Annotated in this window: 16 protein-coding genes and 2 tRNA genes; 5 read left to right on the forward strand and 13 right to left on the reverse strand. The window is 46.8% G+C overall.

Annotated features, from left to right (window positions below):
• Window positions 1–669: 669 nt before the first annotated feature.
• Window positions 670–744 (forward strand) — tRNA-Gln (locus SP90_RS01835).
• 141 nt (window positions 745–885) lie between these two features.
• Window positions 886–963, forward strand: a tRNA-Glu gene (locus SP90_RS01840).
• Window positions 964–1,090: 127 nt separating this feature from the next.
• Here the strand turns inward: SP90_RS01840 and proX are convergent.
• The 4 genes from proX to SP90_RS01860 all read right to left on the reverse strand — a co-directional run bounded on the left by proX (window position 1,091) and on the right by SP90_RS01860 (window position 5,550).
• On the reverse strand, window positions 1,091–2,116 hold the full coding sequence (gene proX, locus SP90_RS01845; protein WP_066851963.1) for a glycine betaine/L-proline ABC transporter substrate-binding protein ProX: 1,026 nt from the start codon (window positions 2,114–2,116) through the stop codon (window positions 1,091–1,093).
• 23 nt (window positions 2,117–2,139) lie between these two features.
• Complete coding sequence (locus tag SP90_RS01850; protein WP_066851965.1) at window positions 2,140–2,988, reverse strand: ABC transporter permease; 849 nt, start codon at window positions 2,986–2,988, stop codon at window positions 2,140–2,142.
• Window positions 2,981–4,222, reverse strand: coding sequence for a glycine betaine/L-proline ABC transporter ATP-binding protein ProV (gene proV / locus SP90_RS01855; protein ID WP_066851967.1), 1,242 nt, complete (start codon window positions 4,220–4,222; stop codon window positions 2,981–2,983). The genes SP90_RS01850 and proV overlap by 8 nt, the downstream gene beginning before the upstream one ends.
• 113 nt (window positions 4,223–4,335) lie before the next feature.
• On the reverse strand, window positions 4,336–5,550 hold the full coding sequence (locus SP90_RS01860; RefSeq protein WP_066851970.1) for a LuxR C-terminal-related transcriptional regulator: 1,215 nt from the start codon (window positions 5,548–5,550) through the stop codon (window positions 4,336–4,338).
• Window positions 5,551–5,972: 422 nt separating this feature from the next.
• Here SP90_RS01860 and SP90_RS01870 point away from each other — a divergent pair, with 422 nt between their 5' ends.
• The 3 genes from SP90_RS01870 (at window position 5,973) to SP90_RS01880 (ending at window position 8,776) form a co-directional block, all read left to right on the forward strand.
• A complete protein-coding gene (locus SP90_RS01870; protein WP_066851974.1) occupies window positions 5,973–6,299 on the forward strand; it encodes a YhdT family protein in 327 nt (108 codons plus the stop codon).
• Window positions 6,292–7,776 (forward strand): sodium/pantothenate symporter, encoded by a 1,485-nt coding sequence (gene panF / locus SP90_RS01875; RefSeq protein WP_066851976.1) that lies wholly within the window; start codon window positions 6,292–6,294, stop codon window positions 7,774–7,776. Before SP90_RS01870 ends, panF begins: the two co-directional genes overlap by 8 nt.
• 136 nt (window positions 7,777–7,912) lie before the next feature.
• Entirely contained in the window at window positions 7,913–8,776 is an 864-nt protein-coding gene (locus tag SP90_RS01880; RefSeq protein ID WP_066851982.1) for a patatin-like phospholipase family protein, read from the forward strand.
• Between the two features lie 38 nt (window positions 8,777–8,814).
• Here the strand turns inward: SP90_RS01880 and SP90_RS01885 are convergent, their stop codons facing one another.
• The 9 genes from SP90_RS01885 to SP90_RS01925 all read right to left on the reverse strand — a co-directional run bounded on the left by SP90_RS01885 (window position 8,815) and on the right by SP90_RS01925 (window position 18,112).
• Window positions 8,815–9,396: a histidine phosphatase family protein gene (locus SP90_RS01885; protein WP_066851985.1), complete on the reverse strand. Its 582-nt coding sequence runs from the start codon at window positions 9,394–9,396 to the stop codon at window positions 8,815–8,817.
• A 1-nt stretch (window position 9,397) separates the two neighbouring features.
• Window positions 9,398–10,558 (reverse strand): DVU_1551 family NTP transferase, encoded by a 1,161-nt coding sequence (locus SP90_RS01890; RefSeq protein WP_066851986.1) that lies wholly within the window; start codon window positions 10,556–10,558, stop codon window positions 9,398–9,400.
• Window positions 10,559–10,562: 4 nt separating this feature from the next.
• Window positions 10,563–11,585: an XdhC family aldehyde oxidoreductase maturation factor gene (locus SP90_RS01895; RefSeq protein ID WP_066851988.1), complete on the reverse strand. Its 1,023-nt coding sequence runs from the start codon at window positions 11,583–11,585 to the stop codon at window positions 10,563–10,565.
• 7 nt (window positions 11,586–11,592) lie between these two features.
• Complete coding sequence (locus tag SP90_RS01900) at window positions 11,593–12,942, reverse strand: DVU_1553 family AMP-dependent CoA ligase (RefSeq protein WP_066851989.1); 1,350 nt, start codon at window positions 12,940–12,942, stop codon at window positions 11,593–11,595.
• A 123-nt stretch (window positions 12,943–13,065) separates the two neighbouring features.
• Window positions 13,066–14,418 carry a radical SAM (seleno)protein TrsS gene (trsS, locus tag SP90_RS01905; protein WP_066851991.1) on the reverse strand — a complete coding sequence of 451 codons (1,353 nt, stop codon included), beginning with the start codon at window positions 14,416–14,418 and terminating at the stop codon, window positions 13,066–13,068.
• Window positions 14,419–14,420: 2 nt separating this feature from the next.
• Window positions 14,421–14,879 (reverse strand): DVU_1555 family C-GCAxxG-C-C protein, encoded by a 459-nt coding sequence (locus SP90_RS01910; RefSeq protein WP_066851993.1) that lies wholly within the window; start codon window positions 14,877–14,879, stop codon window positions 14,421–14,423.
• A 3-nt stretch (window positions 14,880–14,882) separates the two neighbouring features.
• A complete protein-coding gene (gene trsM, locus SP90_RS01915; RefSeq protein WP_066851995.1) occupies window positions 14,883–15,608 on the reverse strand; it encodes a DVU_1556 family methyltransferase in 726 nt (241 codons plus the stop codon).
• A complete protein-coding gene (locus SP90_RS01920; protein ID WP_066851997.1) occupies window positions 15,605–15,820 on the reverse strand; it encodes a DVU_1557 family redox protein in 216 nt (71 codons plus the stop codon). Before SP90_RS01920 ends, trsM begins: the two co-directional genes overlap by 4 nt.
• Window positions 15,821–15,829: 9 nt before the next feature.
• Window positions 15,830–18,112, reverse strand: coding sequence for a pyridine nucleotide-disulfide oxidoreductase/dicluster-binding protein (locus SP90_RS01925; protein ID WP_066851999.1), 2,283 nt, complete (start codon window positions 18,110–18,112; stop codon window positions 15,830–15,832).
• Window positions 18,113–18,133: the final 21 nt, after the last annotated feature.

Here is an 18,133-nt window from a genome sequence, read left to right on the forward strand (position 1 = left end):
TGACCTGCTGTAGTTTGTCGGTTGTCACATTAAAACTCTTTCACGCTAGAAATATCGACCTTTGAAGGGAATTGTTTACTTTTTTGTGACAATGGGGAGAAGGCTTTTTGCCCTTTTTGACGAGAAGAATATGTAAGTAAAAAATTATGTATGCCTATCTCGGCATAGTATGAGTTATGATTGCTCTATTTTTAGAGAGTAAAAGTTGTATGTCTATTTTATACTGATTATTAGATATGAAAGATAAGTCATATTGGAAAAGTAATAAATTTGTTTTGCATATAAAATATGCACTACAACATTTGAAAAAATGATAGGGATTAAGCAGTAATTTTCTGCAAAATAGAAAAGCTGTATCAAAAGATCTTTCAAGTTTTGATTTTTCTTATGAATAAATGATCATATTTTATATGAAATATGAGCTTCATGAATTGATAGATATGTAGAAAAGTATTTTTGCTACCCTGTTGTTTTCAGTTTGTTGGTACCGTTGCGTGGTGACTATATCTACCATGTACTGCAGTAAGAGGCTTAACAAGGGCTTCGGTTTACTATTCATATGTGGTGATGAATTCTGATTTGAAGTGGAAGCTAGATATAAAAATAAAAATTATATGAATTTTACATTGACAAAAAGAGAGGAGTTCCATAGTTACTCCTCTCGCTTGCTGGGCTATCGTTCAATTGGCAGGACGACGGGTTCTGGCTCCGTTAATCAAGGTTCGAGTCCTTGTAGCCCAGCCAAATTTTATTACTACAACAGCGCATCACTTCGTTGTTGCGAACCAATCAAACTCTCATGTAGGTAATTCTACACTTCGATCTTGATTGTTTCTTACGCCTCGTGCTGCACTATTGTAGTAATAAAATTACTATTTTTGACGCGTCCCCATCGTCTAGCCTGGCCCAGGACACCTGCCTTTCACGCAGGCGACGGGGGTTCAAATCCCCCTGGGGACGCCAAAGCAAGCAAAAGCTCTTACACAAACGTGTAAGAGCTTTTTTTGTATACTATACCAAGGGAAAGACTATGACTTCGTATCCAGAAGAGTTGAAGGGTAGAGCCTCCCTAAATGATTCACTGGAGATGCTAGTTTGCAGCCTCTCGAGCCTGTTTCAGCCAGTTGTCCCAAGTCGCCTTGTTGTTAGCAATCCACTCTTTCGCATGACGCTGGATATCTTTTTCTGACTTCTCTCCCTGATAGAGGAGGTTGTTCTGTCTGTTAATATCTGCAAGTGGAATACTAAAGAGTTCAAAGAAGCGTTTTGCTGCAGGGTTTTCTTCTGCAAATTTTTTGTTCGCAACAATGCGGATATCTGAAGGAACAAACCCCATTTTCAGAGGATTGGAAACAGCACCTTCCAGATCTTTTACAGTCATTTTGTCTGCTGAAGCCTTTTGGTATTCAGTAGGAATAATTTCCGGAACGTTAATCCAGACAACATCCTCGCCCGGTTTCAGTTTGAAAACTGTCCAGTTTGGTGTCCAGGAATAGAAAAACACCGGTTTTCCAGCCTGATGCGCTCCAAGGGCTGCAGCCATACCGGCCTCGTAGGCAGCTTTGCTAGGTTTGATGTATTTTTTGAGACCATAAACTTCCATATGTCGATCGATAGTACGTTCACAACCCCAGCCTGGAGGGCAGGCATTTAAATCTGCTTTTCCGTCTCCGTCCTTATCAAAAACTTCAAGTACTTCTGGTCTTTTGAAGTCATCAAGGCTGGTGATATTAAGCTTGTCAGCATAGCTTTTGCTCACAAGATATCCTTGCAGACCGCCTGCCTGAACAACGTATCCATATGGTTTTGCGTGTTCAAAGAAATCGCCGCCCATGTAGTTGTTATGGACAGGGAACCAGCCGTTCGGCCAGTAATCGATATCACCCATTGCCAGAGATTTGTATGCAAGAGCATTAGCCAGATCTTTTGGCTTTTTTACTTTATATCCAAGTGCTTCCAGTCCCATTTTAACGAGTGCAGCATGGAAAAAACCTGTGTTCCATGTTGCTCGGGCAGGTGAAACAGTGACACCTTTTCCAGGAAGATCATTTGCCGCAAAAGCAGGAACAGTAAAAAGACAGCACAGCGTTATCGACAGTAAAAAACGTTTTACCACGGAATTCTCCTTAACAGTTTGGATTACTTATTGGCCATGGATTGTGTGATACGGTCCAGAATAACAGCGAGCAGGACAATGGCGAGACCGCCTACAGCGGCTCTACCCGTATCAAGTGTATTAAGCCCTAAAACTACAGGCGAGCCTAAGCCGCCTGCTCCAATAAGGGCAGCGATGACAACCATGGAAAGAGCCATCATTATAGTCTGGTTTAATCCGGCAAGAATAGTAGGCAGCGCCAGAGGGAGTTGAACCTGCCACAATACCTGAAATTCACTGGCACCAAATGCTTGAGCAGCTTCGATCAATTCAGGATGTACCTGACGAATTCCAAGGCAGGTCAGTCTGATAATTGGTGGCAGCGCAAAGATGATTGTTGCCAACACCCCTGCTGTGTTGCCGATGGAAAACAGCATAACAATCGGTACAAGGTACACAAATGCAGGAGTTGTCTGCATAGCATCAAGGACAGGACGTATTGCTGTTTCAAACATCGGATTTCGCCCTGCCAATACGCCGACAGGGATACCAATGCCTGCACAGAACATGACGGACGCAAGAACCATAGCAAGTGTTGTCATGGTTGCTTCCCACAGCCCGAGACAGGCAATAAGCGTGAAAGCTGCGAAAGAAAAAGCAGCAAGCCGTTTACCGGAAGCTCGCCATGCAAGTAGCGTAATGACAATAATCGGGATGTAGAATGGCAGCGCATTCAGTCCGGTTGTCAGAGCGTTCAAGGTAACCTCAACAGGTGCCTTGATTACTTGGAACACGTCACGAAAGTTTATGACAAGCCAGTTAATGGCGTCAGAAATCCACTCAGAAAGCGGAATCATGCTTTCATCCAACGGAATAAAATCACCGCTAAGCATAGTGTGCCTCCTGTACGGAATGTATTATTCGCTCCGGCTTGTGTAATATGCGCAGGAAGCGGCTCTTGGAAATAACACCTTTAAAGTTACCTTCATCATCCAGAACAGGTACTGGGCAAGGGCTGCTTGCGACCACAGGCTGTATGTCAGTTAATACATCATGTAACCCGAGGGTTGGTACATCCTGTAAGTATGCATCAGATAAGCGTGCAGTAGCTGAAGCAAGCTCAGCAACTTCGCGTAGGCTCTCAGTTGAGACCACACCAAGCAGTTTTTTATCAGGGGTGAGCAGGTAACAGTAGTCCCTGTCGCTGGTACTCAGGTATTCCTGAGTCGCAGGTATGTTTCCGCCCTTTGTAATAATAAGAGTCGGATGGTTATTACGTACAATGTCACGTGTAGTTAGGATACCTGTAGGATCAACACCCTTAAAGAAGGAACGGACATAGTCGTTAGCTGGTGACCGCAGGATTTCATCCGCTGTGCCTACCTGAACGACGACACCGTCTTGCATGATGGCAATGCGGTCACCGATGCGCAGAGCTTCATCAAGGTCATGAGAGATAAAGATGATAGTACGCTGATGTTGCTGCTGCAGTTTGAGAAGTTCATCCTGCATTTCTGCACGAATGAGTGGATCAAGCGCGGAAAATGCTTCATCCATAAGCATAATGTCAGGATCAACAGCCAGTGCTCTGGCTAGTCCGACGCGTTGCTGCATACCGCCACTGAGTTGAGATGGGGATGCGTTTTCCCATCCATCCAGACCTACTTGCTTTAGGGCTTCTTTAGCACGGCGGTTCCGCTGTTCTTCATCAATTCCGGCCAGCTTAAGGCCGAAGGCAGTGTTTTCCAGAACGGTCTGATGGGGCATAAGAGCAAAAGATTGAAATACCATGCTCATATTGTGGAGTCTGAATTGCACCAGTTCATCGTGTGACATTTGGGTCACATCTTTTCCATCCACAATAACACTGCCTGCGTTAGGTTCGATCAGGCGGTTCAGCATGCGTACAAGGGTGGATTTACCGGAACCGGATAATCCCATTACAACGAAGATTTCTCCTTCGTGTACGGTGAAGGAAGCATCTTGAACACCAATGGTGAGTCCGGTTTTTTGATAAATATCTTCTTTGGAATGGCCCTGTTCAAGTAATGCAAACGCGCGATTACTTTTGGAGCCGAAAATCTTGTAAAGATTTTTAACGACGACTTTTTCTTTTTGGAAATCCATGTAAACCCCATAGTTGTTTTTGACTTGCTATGAGGGTAGACAGCGTCGGGTATGGTTACAAGGGGGGGGAGCGGGTATGTTTCGGGTATGTGCAAGACGGCAACTATACCCGATTATGATGGGTCAAAGTCCGTTCTGTTCTCAAGGTATGCCTGCAATGAGATGTTTGTTCCACAAAGTTTGAGCTTTTTACGTATGTTTTTTCGGTGACTCTGTAACGTCTCAAAAGAGATGCCTAGAAGCTCAGCGATTTCTTTTCCCTTCATGCCTACATAGACCAGTTTGCATATCTCAAGTTGTCTTGAGGACAGCGATAAAAGTTCATCAGGTAATTCTCCCGTATTATCTGAAAAATCTTCAATGTGGGATTTTAAAATACCACTGTAGCTTTTTCGCAGGGTCTGTGAAGGTGCTTCTGCAATGCGGTCAATTGTCGGAAGCAGGTATTCTTTCACCTGTTCAATAACTTCTTCACGATATTCCTGTTTTTCTTCTTCCACGCTGCGGATAACAGTACGCAGTGTGTTGTCCATTGATTCGAGTTCTTCTTCTCGTTCCTTCAGGTTTTCCTCCAGTTCCATCCGCATACTGAGATCTTTTATGATGAGCTGAAAAAGCAGCTGGTCAGAAAGGCGTATCTGTTTGGCAGTAAGCATAATGGGGATTTCTTCTTGTGAGGAGTTAAGAGCAATGAACTCTCCACACCATGGCTTGCCTTCTTTTAGGTTTGCTATGCTGGACTTAACTATTTCTCGCAGAGATTTTTTAATAAATGGAAGAAAAGAGGAGGGATTTTGTTCGTCGTTGGGAATATTAAAACGTTTTACTGCTGCGGGGTTGGCACTGAGAATGGTCAGTTGTTCATCCACAAGAATTGTAGAGTCAGGAGCGGCATCAAAAAGAGCACCAAAGAGTTTGAATGAGTCTTTTCGAGCGACAATGTTGTCCTGAATACATTCTTCATACGTTTCCCTGAGCCCTTCAATTGGGGTCAGGGTGGCAACTAAGCCGCCGTTGGGAGCAAGCACGTTCGGGATAGGCATAACCCACAAATTGCATTCCCCCTTATCTGTAAGGGAAATACTGGAAGTGCGGCCTGCAGGGTGTTTTGTAAACAATGCATTAATATTGGCAATGTCTATTTCAAGAAGAACCCATAACGGAACGTTGATAATATCTTTCCCCCAGAAATTGCGGGCACCGATGCTGCTTTTGATAACTACGCCGTGGTCATCACAGAAAAGTACAACTTCTTCCAAAGAGTCGGTTATTTCTAAAAAAGTATTGTCATGTTCAGGTGTAATTAGCTCGAACAACGATTCCTTCATAGTTATCTCCAGGCTGGGGTTTGGAGTACCATACACATAATCGGCATTGAGAGCCAATTGCCCTGTTCAAGGCAGATATGATGACTTGTGGTGAAGATTTTAGCCCGACGTATCGTATACTTTTTAGGGGGGTGAGATGTGCGATAGACACTACTGTGCAGAGAGATGAGGTAGGCATCATGCCTTGTTTTCTGATGCACTTTAGGGCAGAAGGCTTCAAGCAATTGATGCTGTTAGACTGCCATCTGTCGGCAGGCGAGTGAGACATAATAGAAGCTGAATAATTGTTGTGAAGATGGAAATACATTTTTTGCCTGGGCACGGTACGCATTTAGTACCGGAGCCCTCTTTTTACGTAATAGAAGACAAATTTTGTTCATTATCACATTTCAGTCGTTGTAAATATTTTTTAGGTGCGAATTATGACTAAGCAGACACAGGATTGGCGCTTTGCACAAGCAAACAAAGAGGCTTTGTTCGCTTTGGGAGCATATGCTCTGTATTTTATATGGTGGTTTGTTTTTGGATACGGCATGGGGGAAGGAGATCCAGAACAGTATACCTATGTTTTTGGTATTCCGGAATGGTTCTTTTACAGCTGTATCGTGGGATACCCTGTAATTACGTTGCTGCTCTGGGCGATTGTGCGTTTCTTTTTTAAAGAAGTGCCGCTGGATGATGCTGAAGATGAATCCGAATCTCCGAATAACGCAGCGGTAGCATGCGGTGAGGGAGGAAAGCATGAGTAATGCTCTTGTGACAATTATTCCTGTTGTGCTGTATTTAGCGCTCTCTTTCGCAGTGGCGCTGTGGGCTCGTAATAAGGCAGTGTCCAAGTCCTCTCAAGGCTTCATGGAAGACTATTTTATCGGTGGTCGTTCCATGGGCGGTTTTGTCCTCGCCATGACTATTATTGCCAGCTACACAAGCGCAAGCAGTTTTGTGGGGGGCCCCGGTGTTGCGTACCGTTACGGATTGAGCTGGGTGTTTCTTGCTATGATTCAGGTACCCACAACCTTTCTTACGTTAGGTGTACTTGGAAAGCGCTTTGCCATTATTGCCCGTAAGACGAACTCATTGACTATTACAGATTTTTTACGTGCCAGATATAAGAGCGATGCCGTAGTCATTCTGTGCTCGGTATTTCTGCTGGTATTCTTCATGGCAGCAATGCTTGCGCAGTTCATCGGCGGTGCACGTCTGTTTCAGGCCGTAACAGGATACCCGTACATTGTCGGGCTGGTGCTTTTTGGTATTACGGTTGTGTTGTACACCGCTGTCGGGGGATTCCGCGCAGTTGTTATTACGGATGCCATTCAGGGAATCATCATGGTGGTTGCTGTGGTGGTGATTCTGTTGGCTATCATCAATGCAGGTGGCGGAATGGAGCAATGCATTACAACTCTTAAAAATATTGACCCGGGACTGATAACACCTACGGGGCCTCAGAATAAGGTTCCGCAGCCGTTTACATTGTCTTTGTGGGTTCTTGTTGGACTGGGGATTCTTGGTCTGCCGCAGACAACGCAGCGCTGCATGGGCTATAAAAACTCTCGAGCCATGCATGATGCTATGATCATTGGTACCCTTATTATCGGGTTCATTATTTTATGTGCTCATCTGTCCGGTGCTCTTGGCAGAGCTATTCTCCCAGAATTGCCTGCGGGAGACCTTGCTATGCCATCCTTGATTATGGAGCTGCTTTCACCTTTCTGGGCTGGAGTTTTCATTGCAGGCCCTCTTGCGGCAATTATGTCCACAGTAGATTCCATGCTGTTGCTGGTCTCTGCTGCCATCATCAAAGACTTGTATGTGCATTATAAGCTGAAAGGAGATGCATCGCAGATGCCTTCCGTTAGCATTCAGCGCATGAGTCTTATGTCTACGGCTGTTATCGGGCTGCTGGTATTTATTGCTGCTATCCAACCACCTGATCTGCTTGTGTGGATTAACCTGTTTGCTTTTGGCGGACTGGAAGCTGTATTCCTGTGGCCGATTATCATGGGGTTATATTGGAAACGGGCGAATGCGACAGGCGCAGTGGCTTCGATCGTGTTTGGTGTGGCTGCTTTCCTTACGATCAGCATCATGAAACCAGCTATGGGCGGGGTGCATGCAATTGTACCAACCACTCTTATATCTCTTTGCGCATTTGTTGCTGGTTCTTATGCAGGTCGCACGCCAGATAAACACATTGTGGCGTTGTTTTGGGGAGAGCAGCAATAAGTGGAGTTGAGGCAGGTGTGTTGTGAGCTGGTTCAATTTACCTAGAGTATACTGATGATGCAGTAACGTGCAGTATCTGTAATGGTAGTGCGGCAACGTATCATACTACGATTCATATTCTTTGGAGGACATTCGCGTGCAATATGATGCTAATATTGGACTGGTGCTGGAGGGAGGAGGCCTGCGTGGTATCTTTTCATCCGGCGTGCTGCGTCATTTTGATGATCTGCGCATCCCGTTTACATCCGTCTATGGTGTTTCCATGGGAGCGTGTAACGGGGCAAACTATGTTTCAAAGCAGCCGGAACGTAATCGTATCACCAGTACGCGATTTGTGAACGACTCAAGATACCTGAGCTTTTTGCGCTTATTAAAGGGCGGGGACTTGTTCGGGATGGATTTTATTTTTCGTGAAATCCCTTTGAATCTGGTTCCTATCGATTATGAGACCTTACGGGATAATCCTGTAAAATTTTGGATTGGGGTTACTGACTGTGTCAGTGGTAAGCCTGTCCTGTTTGAAAAGGATATGCTCAGTACCCGAGAGGAGTTGCTGACAGTGATGCGGGCTTCTGCAAGTTTGCCTCTGATAGCAGAGCCGGTAGAGTTTAATGGTGCAATATACATGGATGGCGGCATTGCAAACCCGATTCCGGTTCAGCAGTGTCTTGCGCAGGGCGAAAAGCCAGTGCTTGTCCTGACGCAACCTGCGGGATATCGGAAACGAGCCAGTAAATCGGTAAAAGTGTGCAAATGGCGCTACCCTCGTTATTCCGGCCTAATTCATGTTATTGAACGGCGTCATGAGGAATACAATGATCTGCTCGCTGCTATCGAAGCTAAAGAGAAGAGAGGGGATATTTTTGTATTGCGTCCAGAGAATACGTTTGATGTAGGCAGAGTCTGCCGCGACCAGCGCAAGTTGTATGCACTCTATGACAGTGGCTATATGCTGGCGCGTGAACGATCAGAAGAATTGCTTGAATTTCTTTCAGTGTAATACTGCTCCGGTTTGTGGAAACATGAACCGGAGTTTTTTTACACAAGATAGAGGCCTTTATTGGTAAATGTTTTTTTGCTGAGAATCGTGATGGAGCCGGTAGCAGGCTTGAATGTAAACAAGTCTTGAAGTGGCCTTTGGTTAGCAGCACATAATAGAGTGCGAATTACTCCTGCATGCGTAACACAGATTATTGGTTCTGGAGTGTGACAAAGCGGTAGAATAAGCTCCAGCACACGCTGTTGGACATCAAAAAAAGATTCTCCCTGTGGTGTGCGGAAGTGGGCAAAGCTATTACCCCGTTGTTGGTATTCATCTGGCCAATGGTCTTGGATGTATGAAAAGGCAAGACCGTCCCATTTCCCCATATTTATTTCTTTAAGGGCGTCTTCTGGGATAATGGGAATATTCAGTGCGTTGCTAAGTATTTTTCCGGTTTGCATTGTGCGGATAAGCGGACTGGAGAGCAGGACAGGTTTTAGCGGGTTTAGCGTTAGCAATTGCGGAATAGTTTGTTCTGCAATTTGGTTGAACCCTTTTTTAGCAAGCGGGATGTCGGTTTGCCCGATGCAGATTCCTTTACGGAGTATGGTTTCTCCATGCCTGACCAGATAAAGCATATTACCCCTTCCTGGCAGGAGCGAAAAGCATGTCGTAGTCAGTGGCTGTCACGGATTCAACTTTATCCAGCACGCTTTGGGCTTGCAGAAGCTTTTGTTGAATAGCTTCGACAGCTTCTTTTGATTCTGCATAGCAGGCCATTTTTTTTTCATACCTGCTTGCAAGCGTACATCGTTCTGTCCCTTCCACAAATTTATCTGCCAGAAAAACAAGTTCGGCTTCTGTCACTGCACCTTGCTGCGCGGACATGTATGAATGCGCAGCAATGCATGGTGCAAGGCTTGGAAAGCCAAGTTCGGCAATTCGTTGTGCACCTGCCTCTGCGTGGTTAGGCTGTCCTTTGGCAATGTCATGCAACATAGCTCCCGCAATAACTGTTTGGACAAAAAGGGGAGTTGCTTCAGGTAAATCTGCGAGCATAATCCGTGCAACATCTGCTACGGCAAGGGAATGGCGCCTGATGTGTGCCGGAAGTTCAAGAAGGTTCCATATCGCATAACACTCTTGTAATGACGGCACTGTTTGCAGCTCTTGCAGGTGGTATAGCCTGATATAGTCTTTGGGGGTGTCCATATCCTCCAGCATATTGCTGTCTACAACCGGAAGGTAATTGGTAGCGGCAGCGTGGTGGCTTAACAGCATTGCTAGACCGCCTTCACCGGAATATTCCAGTATGTCTTTTTTTAGTGATATTTGAAGGCAAGGCGGGTGACCTGTTTGTCCTTCAGTATCATGCAGGAAGTCGGGGAGCGGAGCATGCTCGTTATTATCAAGGAGAGGGTGCAGTACTGTTGTCTTTGTGGTTTCTGCATGCGCAAGCAATTCGCGGATAGTACGCGGACGGATAAGCGGGATATCAACAGGTGTTACGAAAAACAGGTCCGCGTTGTCAGGGAGTGCTTTGCAACCAGCTTGAACAGAAGAGAACATCCCTTTGTGGAAGTTGTTGTTATGCACAGTCTGAATTTTGAGGCGACGGCACTCCTGTTCCACTTCTTTTTGGGCAAACCCCGTAACAACTATCGGTACGACTCCTGCCTGAATAAAAGAGTCGGCAAGCGTTTGCAGGGCTGTTTTATCTCCTAACGATAGTGTTGCCTTACAGCGTCCCATGCGTGAGCTGTATCCAGCTGCCAGAATAATTGCATACGCAGTAAGCATACCGTCACCCCTTGGCTTTTACTTGAATGATTTCTGCCATAATGCTCACAGCTATTTCTTCCGGTGTTCTGCCGCCGATGGGAAGACCTATAGGGCAGTGGCAGCGGGCAATGGCTTCCTGCGAAACTCCTTCCTCAATGAGTTTTTGATACAAGCCGTCGCGTTTGCTTTTGCTGCCGATCATACCGATATATTTAGCTGGCGTTGTGAGCATCTGTTGCAGTACGCTTTTGTCGTGCGCGTGTCCGCGAGTGACAATGACTACGTAACAGTCTTCGTGAACGTTAATATTAGAAAGAATGTTCTCCAGAGAATCCACAACGGACACCTGTGCGTTGGGGAATCGTTCTGTATTGGCAAATTCGTCCCTGTCGTCCAAAACAGTCACTGAGAATCCTGCAAGGTGAGCAATTTCGGCTGTCGGTTTGGCAACATGTCCGGCTCCGGCGATAATAACTGTTGCAGGAGGATGCACTGTTTCTGAAATATAGTGCAGGGGCTGCTCACTTACAAATAAGGGATGATTGTGTGATTGATTATCAGCAGAAGTTCGAATGCAGTGTAGCGCATCTGCATAGTCCGGATGTTGGGCAACATCCGTTGCAGGAAGGTGTATCCAGTCGTCACCGTGTTGAACATAAAAGGCTTCACGGTGTTGAGCTGTACCATCTCGGACAATCTGTTCCAACTCTGCGAATTCTGCATACTGATCAGGTGTCAGTCGCTCCAGTAAGACGCTGAGCGAACCGCCGCAGGACATACCGAGTGCTCCTGCCTTGGTATTATCAAGGACATATGAATGTAGTCTGGCAGCACCGGTGGTTCCTTCAAGAAAATGTGCGGCTGTTTCTTGAACCTGTGCTTCGATGAGTCCGCCGCCGATAGTGCCGTAGAACTTGCCTTGAGGGCAGATGAGCATATGTGCACCGGATGAGCGGGGAGTTGAACCTGTACTGGAGATAACAGTGGCAAGAACGCAGTTATGTGTTGCGAGCTCTTGGGTTATATTGGTGAGAATTGAATGCATGCGGACCTCATTTTATTACGCGTATACTGCGTTTTGCGAATCCTGTGGAAATCGTGTTGTTATTTCTGCCCCGCAAGCACAGTACCACCGGAGCGTCAGGCAACGGAGAAACAAGATTGCGTATTAGCTCGTTATAGCTGGTTTGGGAGTTTGATACGGTGCCACGCGTATCTATAGTTATTTCCAGCTGATTCGGTGCCATCCGGTACTGTGCCTGCTGGGCAAGAAAGTTTGGTTCTGAAAGGAACAGGCCGTCGATTACAGAAGGGGTAATATGTCGGAACCATTCAGGGGCATCCTCTGGTAGCATAATGCGTTGAATGTCAGGACTCAGTCTGCGCAGTGGAGAGCCGCATGGGCAGGTGCCTGTCATAATATGGCCTTCGTCGCCTGTACGGTACCTGATAAGCGGCATTCCTTTACGGGTGAGTGTGGTTACGACAATTTCACCGCGTTCTCCGTCAGGTAATAATAGGCCGGTTTCAGGATCTGTAATCTCAACATAAATATTGGTTTCGCGTAGGTGCAGGCCTGTATTGTGTACACAGCTTACTGCACCACCCAAACTTGTTTCCGTCATGCCCCAATGGGTATGCACGCGGCATTTCCATGCTTGCTCTATATACTCACGTACTGCTTGAGAGCTAGTGTCCCAGCATATGAGAACACTTTTTACCGGTGAAATCGTACCACCTTTATGTTGCCATAATTTGACAAGTGCAAGGATATGAGCAGCAGTTCCTACAACACAATCCGGTGTATGTTTAGTGAACAGGGCAAGAGAAGCGGCAACATCATCAGGGTTCTGGTTGAGTACAGGAATTGCGCCGAGTGAATGCAGACCGTCTGCAAGCAGGGCACCGACACTATCCGGTTTTGGTGCTGGAAGTAGTGCCAGTACGGTATCTCCTGTGCTGACAAGGCAGCGCATGCCGTGGTCATAAAATTCCACGGTTTCATCAAGTTCATCCTGAGTAAAAAAGAGCCGTTTGGGTTTTCCGGTTGAGCCGGAAGTTGTCAGGGTGACTATTCGTGTAATGTCATCCTGCGAAGTACATAAAAACTTGAATGGTGCTTCTTTCAGGTCATCAGCCGTTGTCCTTGGCAGAGTTGCAAATTCTTTTTGGGAAACAAAAGAGTTACATCGTAGACTTTGGAACTGCTTTGCATAAAACGCACTGTTTTTTTGTACGTACTGGCAGACTTCAGCGAGTTTACTCAGTTGCCAGTTCACAACGTCTTCTTTAGAGAACGAAGGCATAGGAACGCCGCGCCCGATATCAATTTGAGCTGGCAGATCAAGGGGATTTTTTTCTGTAATCCGGTGTGTTGCATATTCTGCAGGTACGCTTTGCATAAGGTCAGTACGTCTTTTCTGTAGTGTGTGCTGGAGTCTGCATCCGTTAGTGCTGTGCTATTAATGTAGTGTATGGAAATGGCGGGAGGTGTATTATGGCTATCCTTACTCCCAAATAACGACCTAGGCTTCTCTGTACAATGTGGTTCCATCTGCTGCTGTTAGATTATATGCGCAGAAAGGAATGAGCCTGCCGTCCGGTGCGACAACGTGAATACAGCATCCCTTGAGCCGTTCAATATCCAGTGACCATGCATCCTGAAACGCCATGGCAGAGATAGCAAAGCGTTTTGTTGATGCCTGCTGGATAAAAGAGTCAAGCTCGTTGCCCACTGGATTTACCCCATTCTTTTCTTCTGCTGCTGCCCATTGGCTGCGAACAAAAGCACGTGCTTTTTCTGCCCCTTCTGCTGCCGGTTTCGGCTTACAGTTGCAGGAGTTTTTAGGAACTGACAGCAGCGAAAGCGACTTGTCCTCATTAATGATGTAGTTAGCGTGAAATGAACAAAGAGCGTGTTCGCACGTTGGCGGTACAAAATCTCCTGTGGCAACAAGATGGTCTGTCTGTCGTTCAAGTTCTTCTGCCAGTTCCGGCAAAGTGATGCGTTCGTTGTCCGCAGGGGTAACAGGATACCGTCCGAAATAGCTGATAGGCTGAAAATGGACACCGCGAACTGCCGGCGCACGCTCTATGGCAAAGCGGATGATGTCACCGATTTCGTCTCTGTTTATTGTTGGAGAAATTACCGGAACCAGCACAATACCTATCTGTGCATCAGCAAAGGCTTTGATCGCTTTTGCTTTTGTTTCACGAAGGTCAGCTTTGCGAAACGCCTGCCATGTGGATTCACTCAGCCCATCAAACTGTAGAAAAACAGAATCAACTCCCGCGGCAGCAAGTCGTGCAACATAGTCTGCATCGTGTGCGGCACGGACTCCGTTGGTATTAATCTGTACAAATGGAAAACCAATACGTTTTGCTTCCGCCACGAGTTCCGGCAAGTCGTCACGGATAGTCGGTTCGCCTCCGGAAAATTGTAGATTGCACCCGCCTGTCGTGCGCATGGTGGTATCCAACAACTGAAAAATTTCTTCTTTGGTTGGATCCTTCTTTATATTGTTTGCATTTGTTGCAGAGGCAAAACACACCGGACACGAAAGATTACAGCGCCATGTGACTTCAATAAGTGCCATGCAACTGTGTTGCCTGTGCTCTTTACAAAGGCCGCAGTCAAATGGACATCCTTTTTCGATGGTTGCCGAAATTGTCGGTGGTGTGGAAGGAATTTTGGGGCGCAGCCAGTCCGTGAAATTTGTAGCGGTGTGTGTTGAACGCCAGACAGGTGTGGAGAATGCCCCATGCTCAGGGCAGTGTTTAATAAGACGAGTTTCGTTGTCACTAGTTACCCGCATAGCAGGAACCCGTTGGAGACACTGTGGACAGACGCTCTCAGTATGCGAAATGTGATCAGCCATAACTACTCTTTTACAGCAGCAATATCGTAACCGTACTCTGTGAGCAGGGTATCGATAAACATAAAGCTGTCCACAAGCAGGCCACCGCATATAGTGGTGTCCGGCACAGGATTGTCGCAGTGGTCGCCTAAAATTTTACCACAGTCTATTCCACCAAATTGTTCAATGGTTTTCTGAGAAAACCATTCTGTGAATGACTCCAGCATAACTGGAAGGTGGTCGTCTTTTTCTTCAGTTGCGGCGTCGTGCCCTGCATAGAGTCCGAGAAGCAATGCGCCTCCAGTGAGCAGACCGCATGCTCCGTCACATTTTGACATTCCACTGCATAACCCTTCAGCAGCGCGTATGAGCTGCTGATTTTCCACACCGGAAAATTCCAGTGCCATCCCCATCATAATTTGGCTGCAACAGTATCCTTTGCCAGCCCACTGGAATGATTGCAATTGAATGTCGGAAAGCATGTTTTACCCCTTTTTTACCGCTCGTATTTGGATATAGCCTATGCTTTTGTCGTAGCGTGCAGTGTGTCTTGTTGCTGGATTGCCGCTGTCGGAACAGCATGTGGCAATGCCGGAGAAAATAAGTTTCGCCGTGAGCTCTTTAAGCTCCTTTGTGCAGTCTGTGCTGCATGTGTGTGTAAACCCAGCCTTCGTGAGCACAGCGAATAGTTGATTAAGATGTAACGGAGAACTGGCACAGCCCGCAGATATGCTTTTTTGCGAAACGCACTTTGGAGCGGTATGGCATGTTCTATGTGCCTGTTGCTGGTCAGTCCGTCTGTAAAGATCTGATAAAATCAGCATGCCTCCGGTACAAAGCACTCGGGAGCATTCAGTGATAGCGCTTTGGAGTGAATGGCTCAACGAGAGCACGCAGTCACAATTAACAATATCAAATACAGCATCACAGAACGGTAGTTTGTCGATAGTGCCTTGCAGCGCAGGAACAGAACGCAGGCTTGTCTGTTGGGTATTAGCGTAAGAAAGATCCAGTCCTGTTACTTGCGCACCGTATTGCTGTTTTAGAAATGCACCAGTGGTGCCGTTACCGCAGCCTGCATCAAGAATATTGGTAGCAGCAGTAATCCCAAGTTTGTCATATGTCTTTTGGGTAAGAGCCAGTCCACCTGGACGTAATGCACCGTCCTCAAGAGTTGCCATAAGGGGATGTTGCCAGAGTGCTGTACTCATTTATCTTCCAGTAGCTGCTCAACGTCTGCCATTTTGCCCAGAGCGAGGGACTCCGGAATCAGAACATACCCGCATGCAGGACATGCAGGGAGTTCTACGGAAAATTTGCTTTCAAGATATACCAGTTCAACTGCCGTAAATTTGAGCGGCTCATTACATTGGCTACAGTTCCAGTGAGAAAAATCATCGTGCAATACTTGTAATGTATTCATGGCGTACTCTTATTTCGGTGGAATAATCTGCATGCGATGCGACCAGGCGTTATGTATGCAGTAGCCGTTGGTATCTTTTGTATATTCAATCCAGTAGGTAACGCTTACAGGGCGGAAGCTGGCGACAAAACGTTCTGTCTTTGTATTAAACAGGCCTCTCCCCGTGCTTTCTACATATTGCACAACTTTGCGGATATCGCTTTGCAGGATACGTCGTTCTTCCATGTGTGCAGTTGCATCAGCAGTGTAGGAAACAGGAGGAAGGTCTTCCTGCCTTTCTGGACTTGCTTCATTCCAGATGGTTGTAAGTAACTGTTCTTTTAGTCGTATGCGATTTTCGCGACGATCGGAAAAGCCTGTAACAGGAACTGTTGCCGGATCAGCATTACAGCAGGAAAGTGCAGAGTTACAGGCAGGAAACAGAATATCCAGCAGGTGAACAGTGCGTTTACCTGTTCTGGCCAGCATGTCGCGACACATGGCGCAGTAGGTGAGCACATCCTGTTCAATGTCGGAGCACTGGGAGAGAACATCAGCCCTGTGCTGTGAAGCTTTTTTTGAAAGGGCAGGGTTGGCAGAATCAAGCAGGCCGCCGTATCCGCAGCACTCTGTGAGCACTTCTGAAAGATGCGGCTCAGTGATATTCATATGCAGTGTGTTGGCTATGGAGCGTACGTGGGTGCGCATAGGTTCATCATGCCGTGTGGAACACGGGTCGTGCAGGACGTATGGCTGTTGCAAGCTACGTGCTGTCGGAGGTAATCCGGTTTCTTCCAGAACCTCCCATAAAGAGCGTGTTGGAATATGCGGCATCAGCTCTGCAAACATGGTTGCGCAGGTTGGGCAGCCTGCAATGATTTGTGGTTTACCCATTGCTTCCCACTGACTGGAAATTTGATTGGTGGTCGTTTGGCTAAGCTCTTGCTGTCCTGACCAGTGAGCGGGAGCTCCGCAACAGTGGATAAACAACCCGACTGGTTCTTCCATGACTGTTCGCAGATAGTTGTATGTACTTTCTACAAGGTGCGGTGAAACAGCCGGAAGCTGACAACCGGGGAAAAAAGCGTACGTGCTGGCTGAAGCGGAAGGTGCATTTTTTGCGAGCATCCCCGCAGTATTGGCAAATGCCATATCACGGAGCGCAAATTCGTGTGCAGATGGAGGCATTGTGGAAGCTGACACCATCTCTTGTCTTGCAGAAAGGCAGAGATCCTGTACCGCGAAGTCTTCGGGGCAGATTTCTTCGCACAGGCCGCAGAGCATGCAGGAGTTGATCATTTTGTTAGCATGTCTGGTACCCATGACGATGGCAGCATTATTGTATATCTGCCGTGCATAGATCTTAGGGTAGCTCTTAAATTCTGCCAGAAACACACAGTTATTGACGCATTGCATACATTCGCATTGCATGCACCTTCCTGCTTCAAGCATCGCTGTCGCTTCATTATACCCCTCAGCCCCTGCAGGCAGAAGCGGGAGTGAAGAAACCATGGATACGTCTGTCTGCAAACGGGATAGGAATGGTCCTTCGTTTTCTCTTCCTGCAATGAGGGATACATTTTGTATCGAACGTTCCGCGGAGAATGCCAACGTCCTGCCCAGGGCAACACGCTCTATCGTGGAGGCATTCCAAGGGGACGGAACGGCGAATACAGAGGAAATTTGGGTTTGAAGAATTTGGAGGTCAGTAACAGTACACGCGTACCTATCTGTCAGTTCCGGTGAGGCTACCAGAATGGTATCCCAGTCATCGCAAGCGGACTCAAGGTCTTTGGGAGCTTGCTCTGTAGAAAATTGGACACCAAGTTTTTCGAATGCCTGTGTGTGCTTTTCAAGCGTTTCTTGCGGAAGATTTGAGGATATTTCGGCATATGCATCAGTTGACGCAATGGTAGGGGTAATCCCTTTTTTAGCCAGTTCCCATGCCGCTGCAAGGGCTGTGAGGCCTCCACCCAGAATTAATACTCGCTTGTTTTTGGAAGGCAGTGGGCGCAACAAAGGTGTTTTGGTCGCGTGTTGTGCACAGTGGCGTTCCAGCTCCGGCATGTTGATACTGCCGCCAAGTTCTTTGCGCAGGCATGACTCCATGCATACACCGTCGCAAAGATGCGCCGTGATGTAAGGTACAGGCATGCTTTTATAGAGTATGGCCCATGCTTCATTAATTTTTCCGGCAGCGACTTTTTGGCAGAAGCTGCGAACATCAATGTGCAGGGGACATCTGGCCTGACAGTGTGGTGCTTCTTCTTGCGTGCACCGTGCTTCCCATTGGCGGAGTTCGTGTTGTTCCATAGCGTGTTCAGAGTACGTCCG

This window comes from Halodesulfovibrio spirochaetisodalis, assembly GCF_001672295.1.
Classification (GTDB): Bacteria; Desulfobacterota; Desulfovibrionia; order Desulfovibrionales; family Desulfovibrionaceae; genus Halodesulfovibrio; species Halodesulfovibrio spirochaetisodalis.

Bases quoted from the DNA above. Each gene is read 5' to 3' on its own strand.
- SP90_RS01850 (WP_066851965.1), bottom strand. From the start codon at position 2,988: ATGCTTAGCGGTGATTTTATTCCGTTGGATGAAAGCATGATTCCGCTT.
- proV (WP_066851967.1), bottom strand. From the start codon at position 4,222: ATGGATTTCCAAAAAGAAAAAGTCGTCGTTAAAAATCTTTACAAGATT.
- SP90_RS01860 (WP_066851970.1), bottom strand. From the start codon at position 5,550: ATGAAGGAATCGTTGTTCGAGCTAATTACACCTGAACATGACAATACT.
- SP90_RS01870 (WP_066851974.1), top strand. From the start codon at position 5,973: ATGACTAAGCAGACACAGGATTGGCGCTTTGCACAAGCAAACAAAGAG.
- panF (WP_066851976.1), top strand. From the start codon at position 6,292: ATGAGTAATGCTCTTGTGACAATTATTCCTGTTGTGCTGTATTTAGCG.
- SP90_RS01885 (WP_066851985.1), bottom strand. From the start codon at position 9,396: ATGCTTTATCTGGTCAGGCATGGAGAAACCATACTCCGTAAAGGAATC.
- SP90_RS01890 (WP_066851986.1), bottom strand. From the start codon at position 10,558: ATGCTTACTGCGTATGCAATTATTCTGGCAGCTGGATACAGCTCACGC.
- SP90_RS01895 (WP_066851988.1), bottom strand. From the start codon at position 11,585: ATGCATTCAATTCTCACCAATATAACCCAAGAGCTCGCAACACATAAC.
- SP90_RS01900 (WP_066851989.1), bottom strand. From the start codon at position 12,942: ATGCAAAGCGTACCTGCAGAATATGCAACACACCGGATTACAGAAAAA.
- trsS (WP_066851991.1), bottom strand. From the start codon at position 14,418: ATGGCTGATCACATTTCGCATACTGAGAGCGTCTGTCCACAGTGTCTC.
- SP90_RS01910 (WP_066851993.1), bottom strand. From the start codon at position 14,879: ATGCTTTCCGACATTCAATTGCAATCATTCCAGTGGGCTGGCAAAGGA.
- trsM (WP_066851995.1), bottom strand. From the start codon at position 15,608: ATGAGTACAGCACTCTGGCAACATCCCCTTATGGCAACTCTTGAGGAC.
- SP90_RS01920 (WP_066851997.1), bottom strand. From the start codon at position 15,820: ATGAATACATTACAAGTATTGCACGATGATTTTTCTCACTGGAACTGT.
- SP90_RS01925 (WP_066851999.1), bottom strand. From the start codon at position 18,112: ATGGAACAACACGAACTCCGCCAATGGGAAGCACGGTGCACGCAAGAA.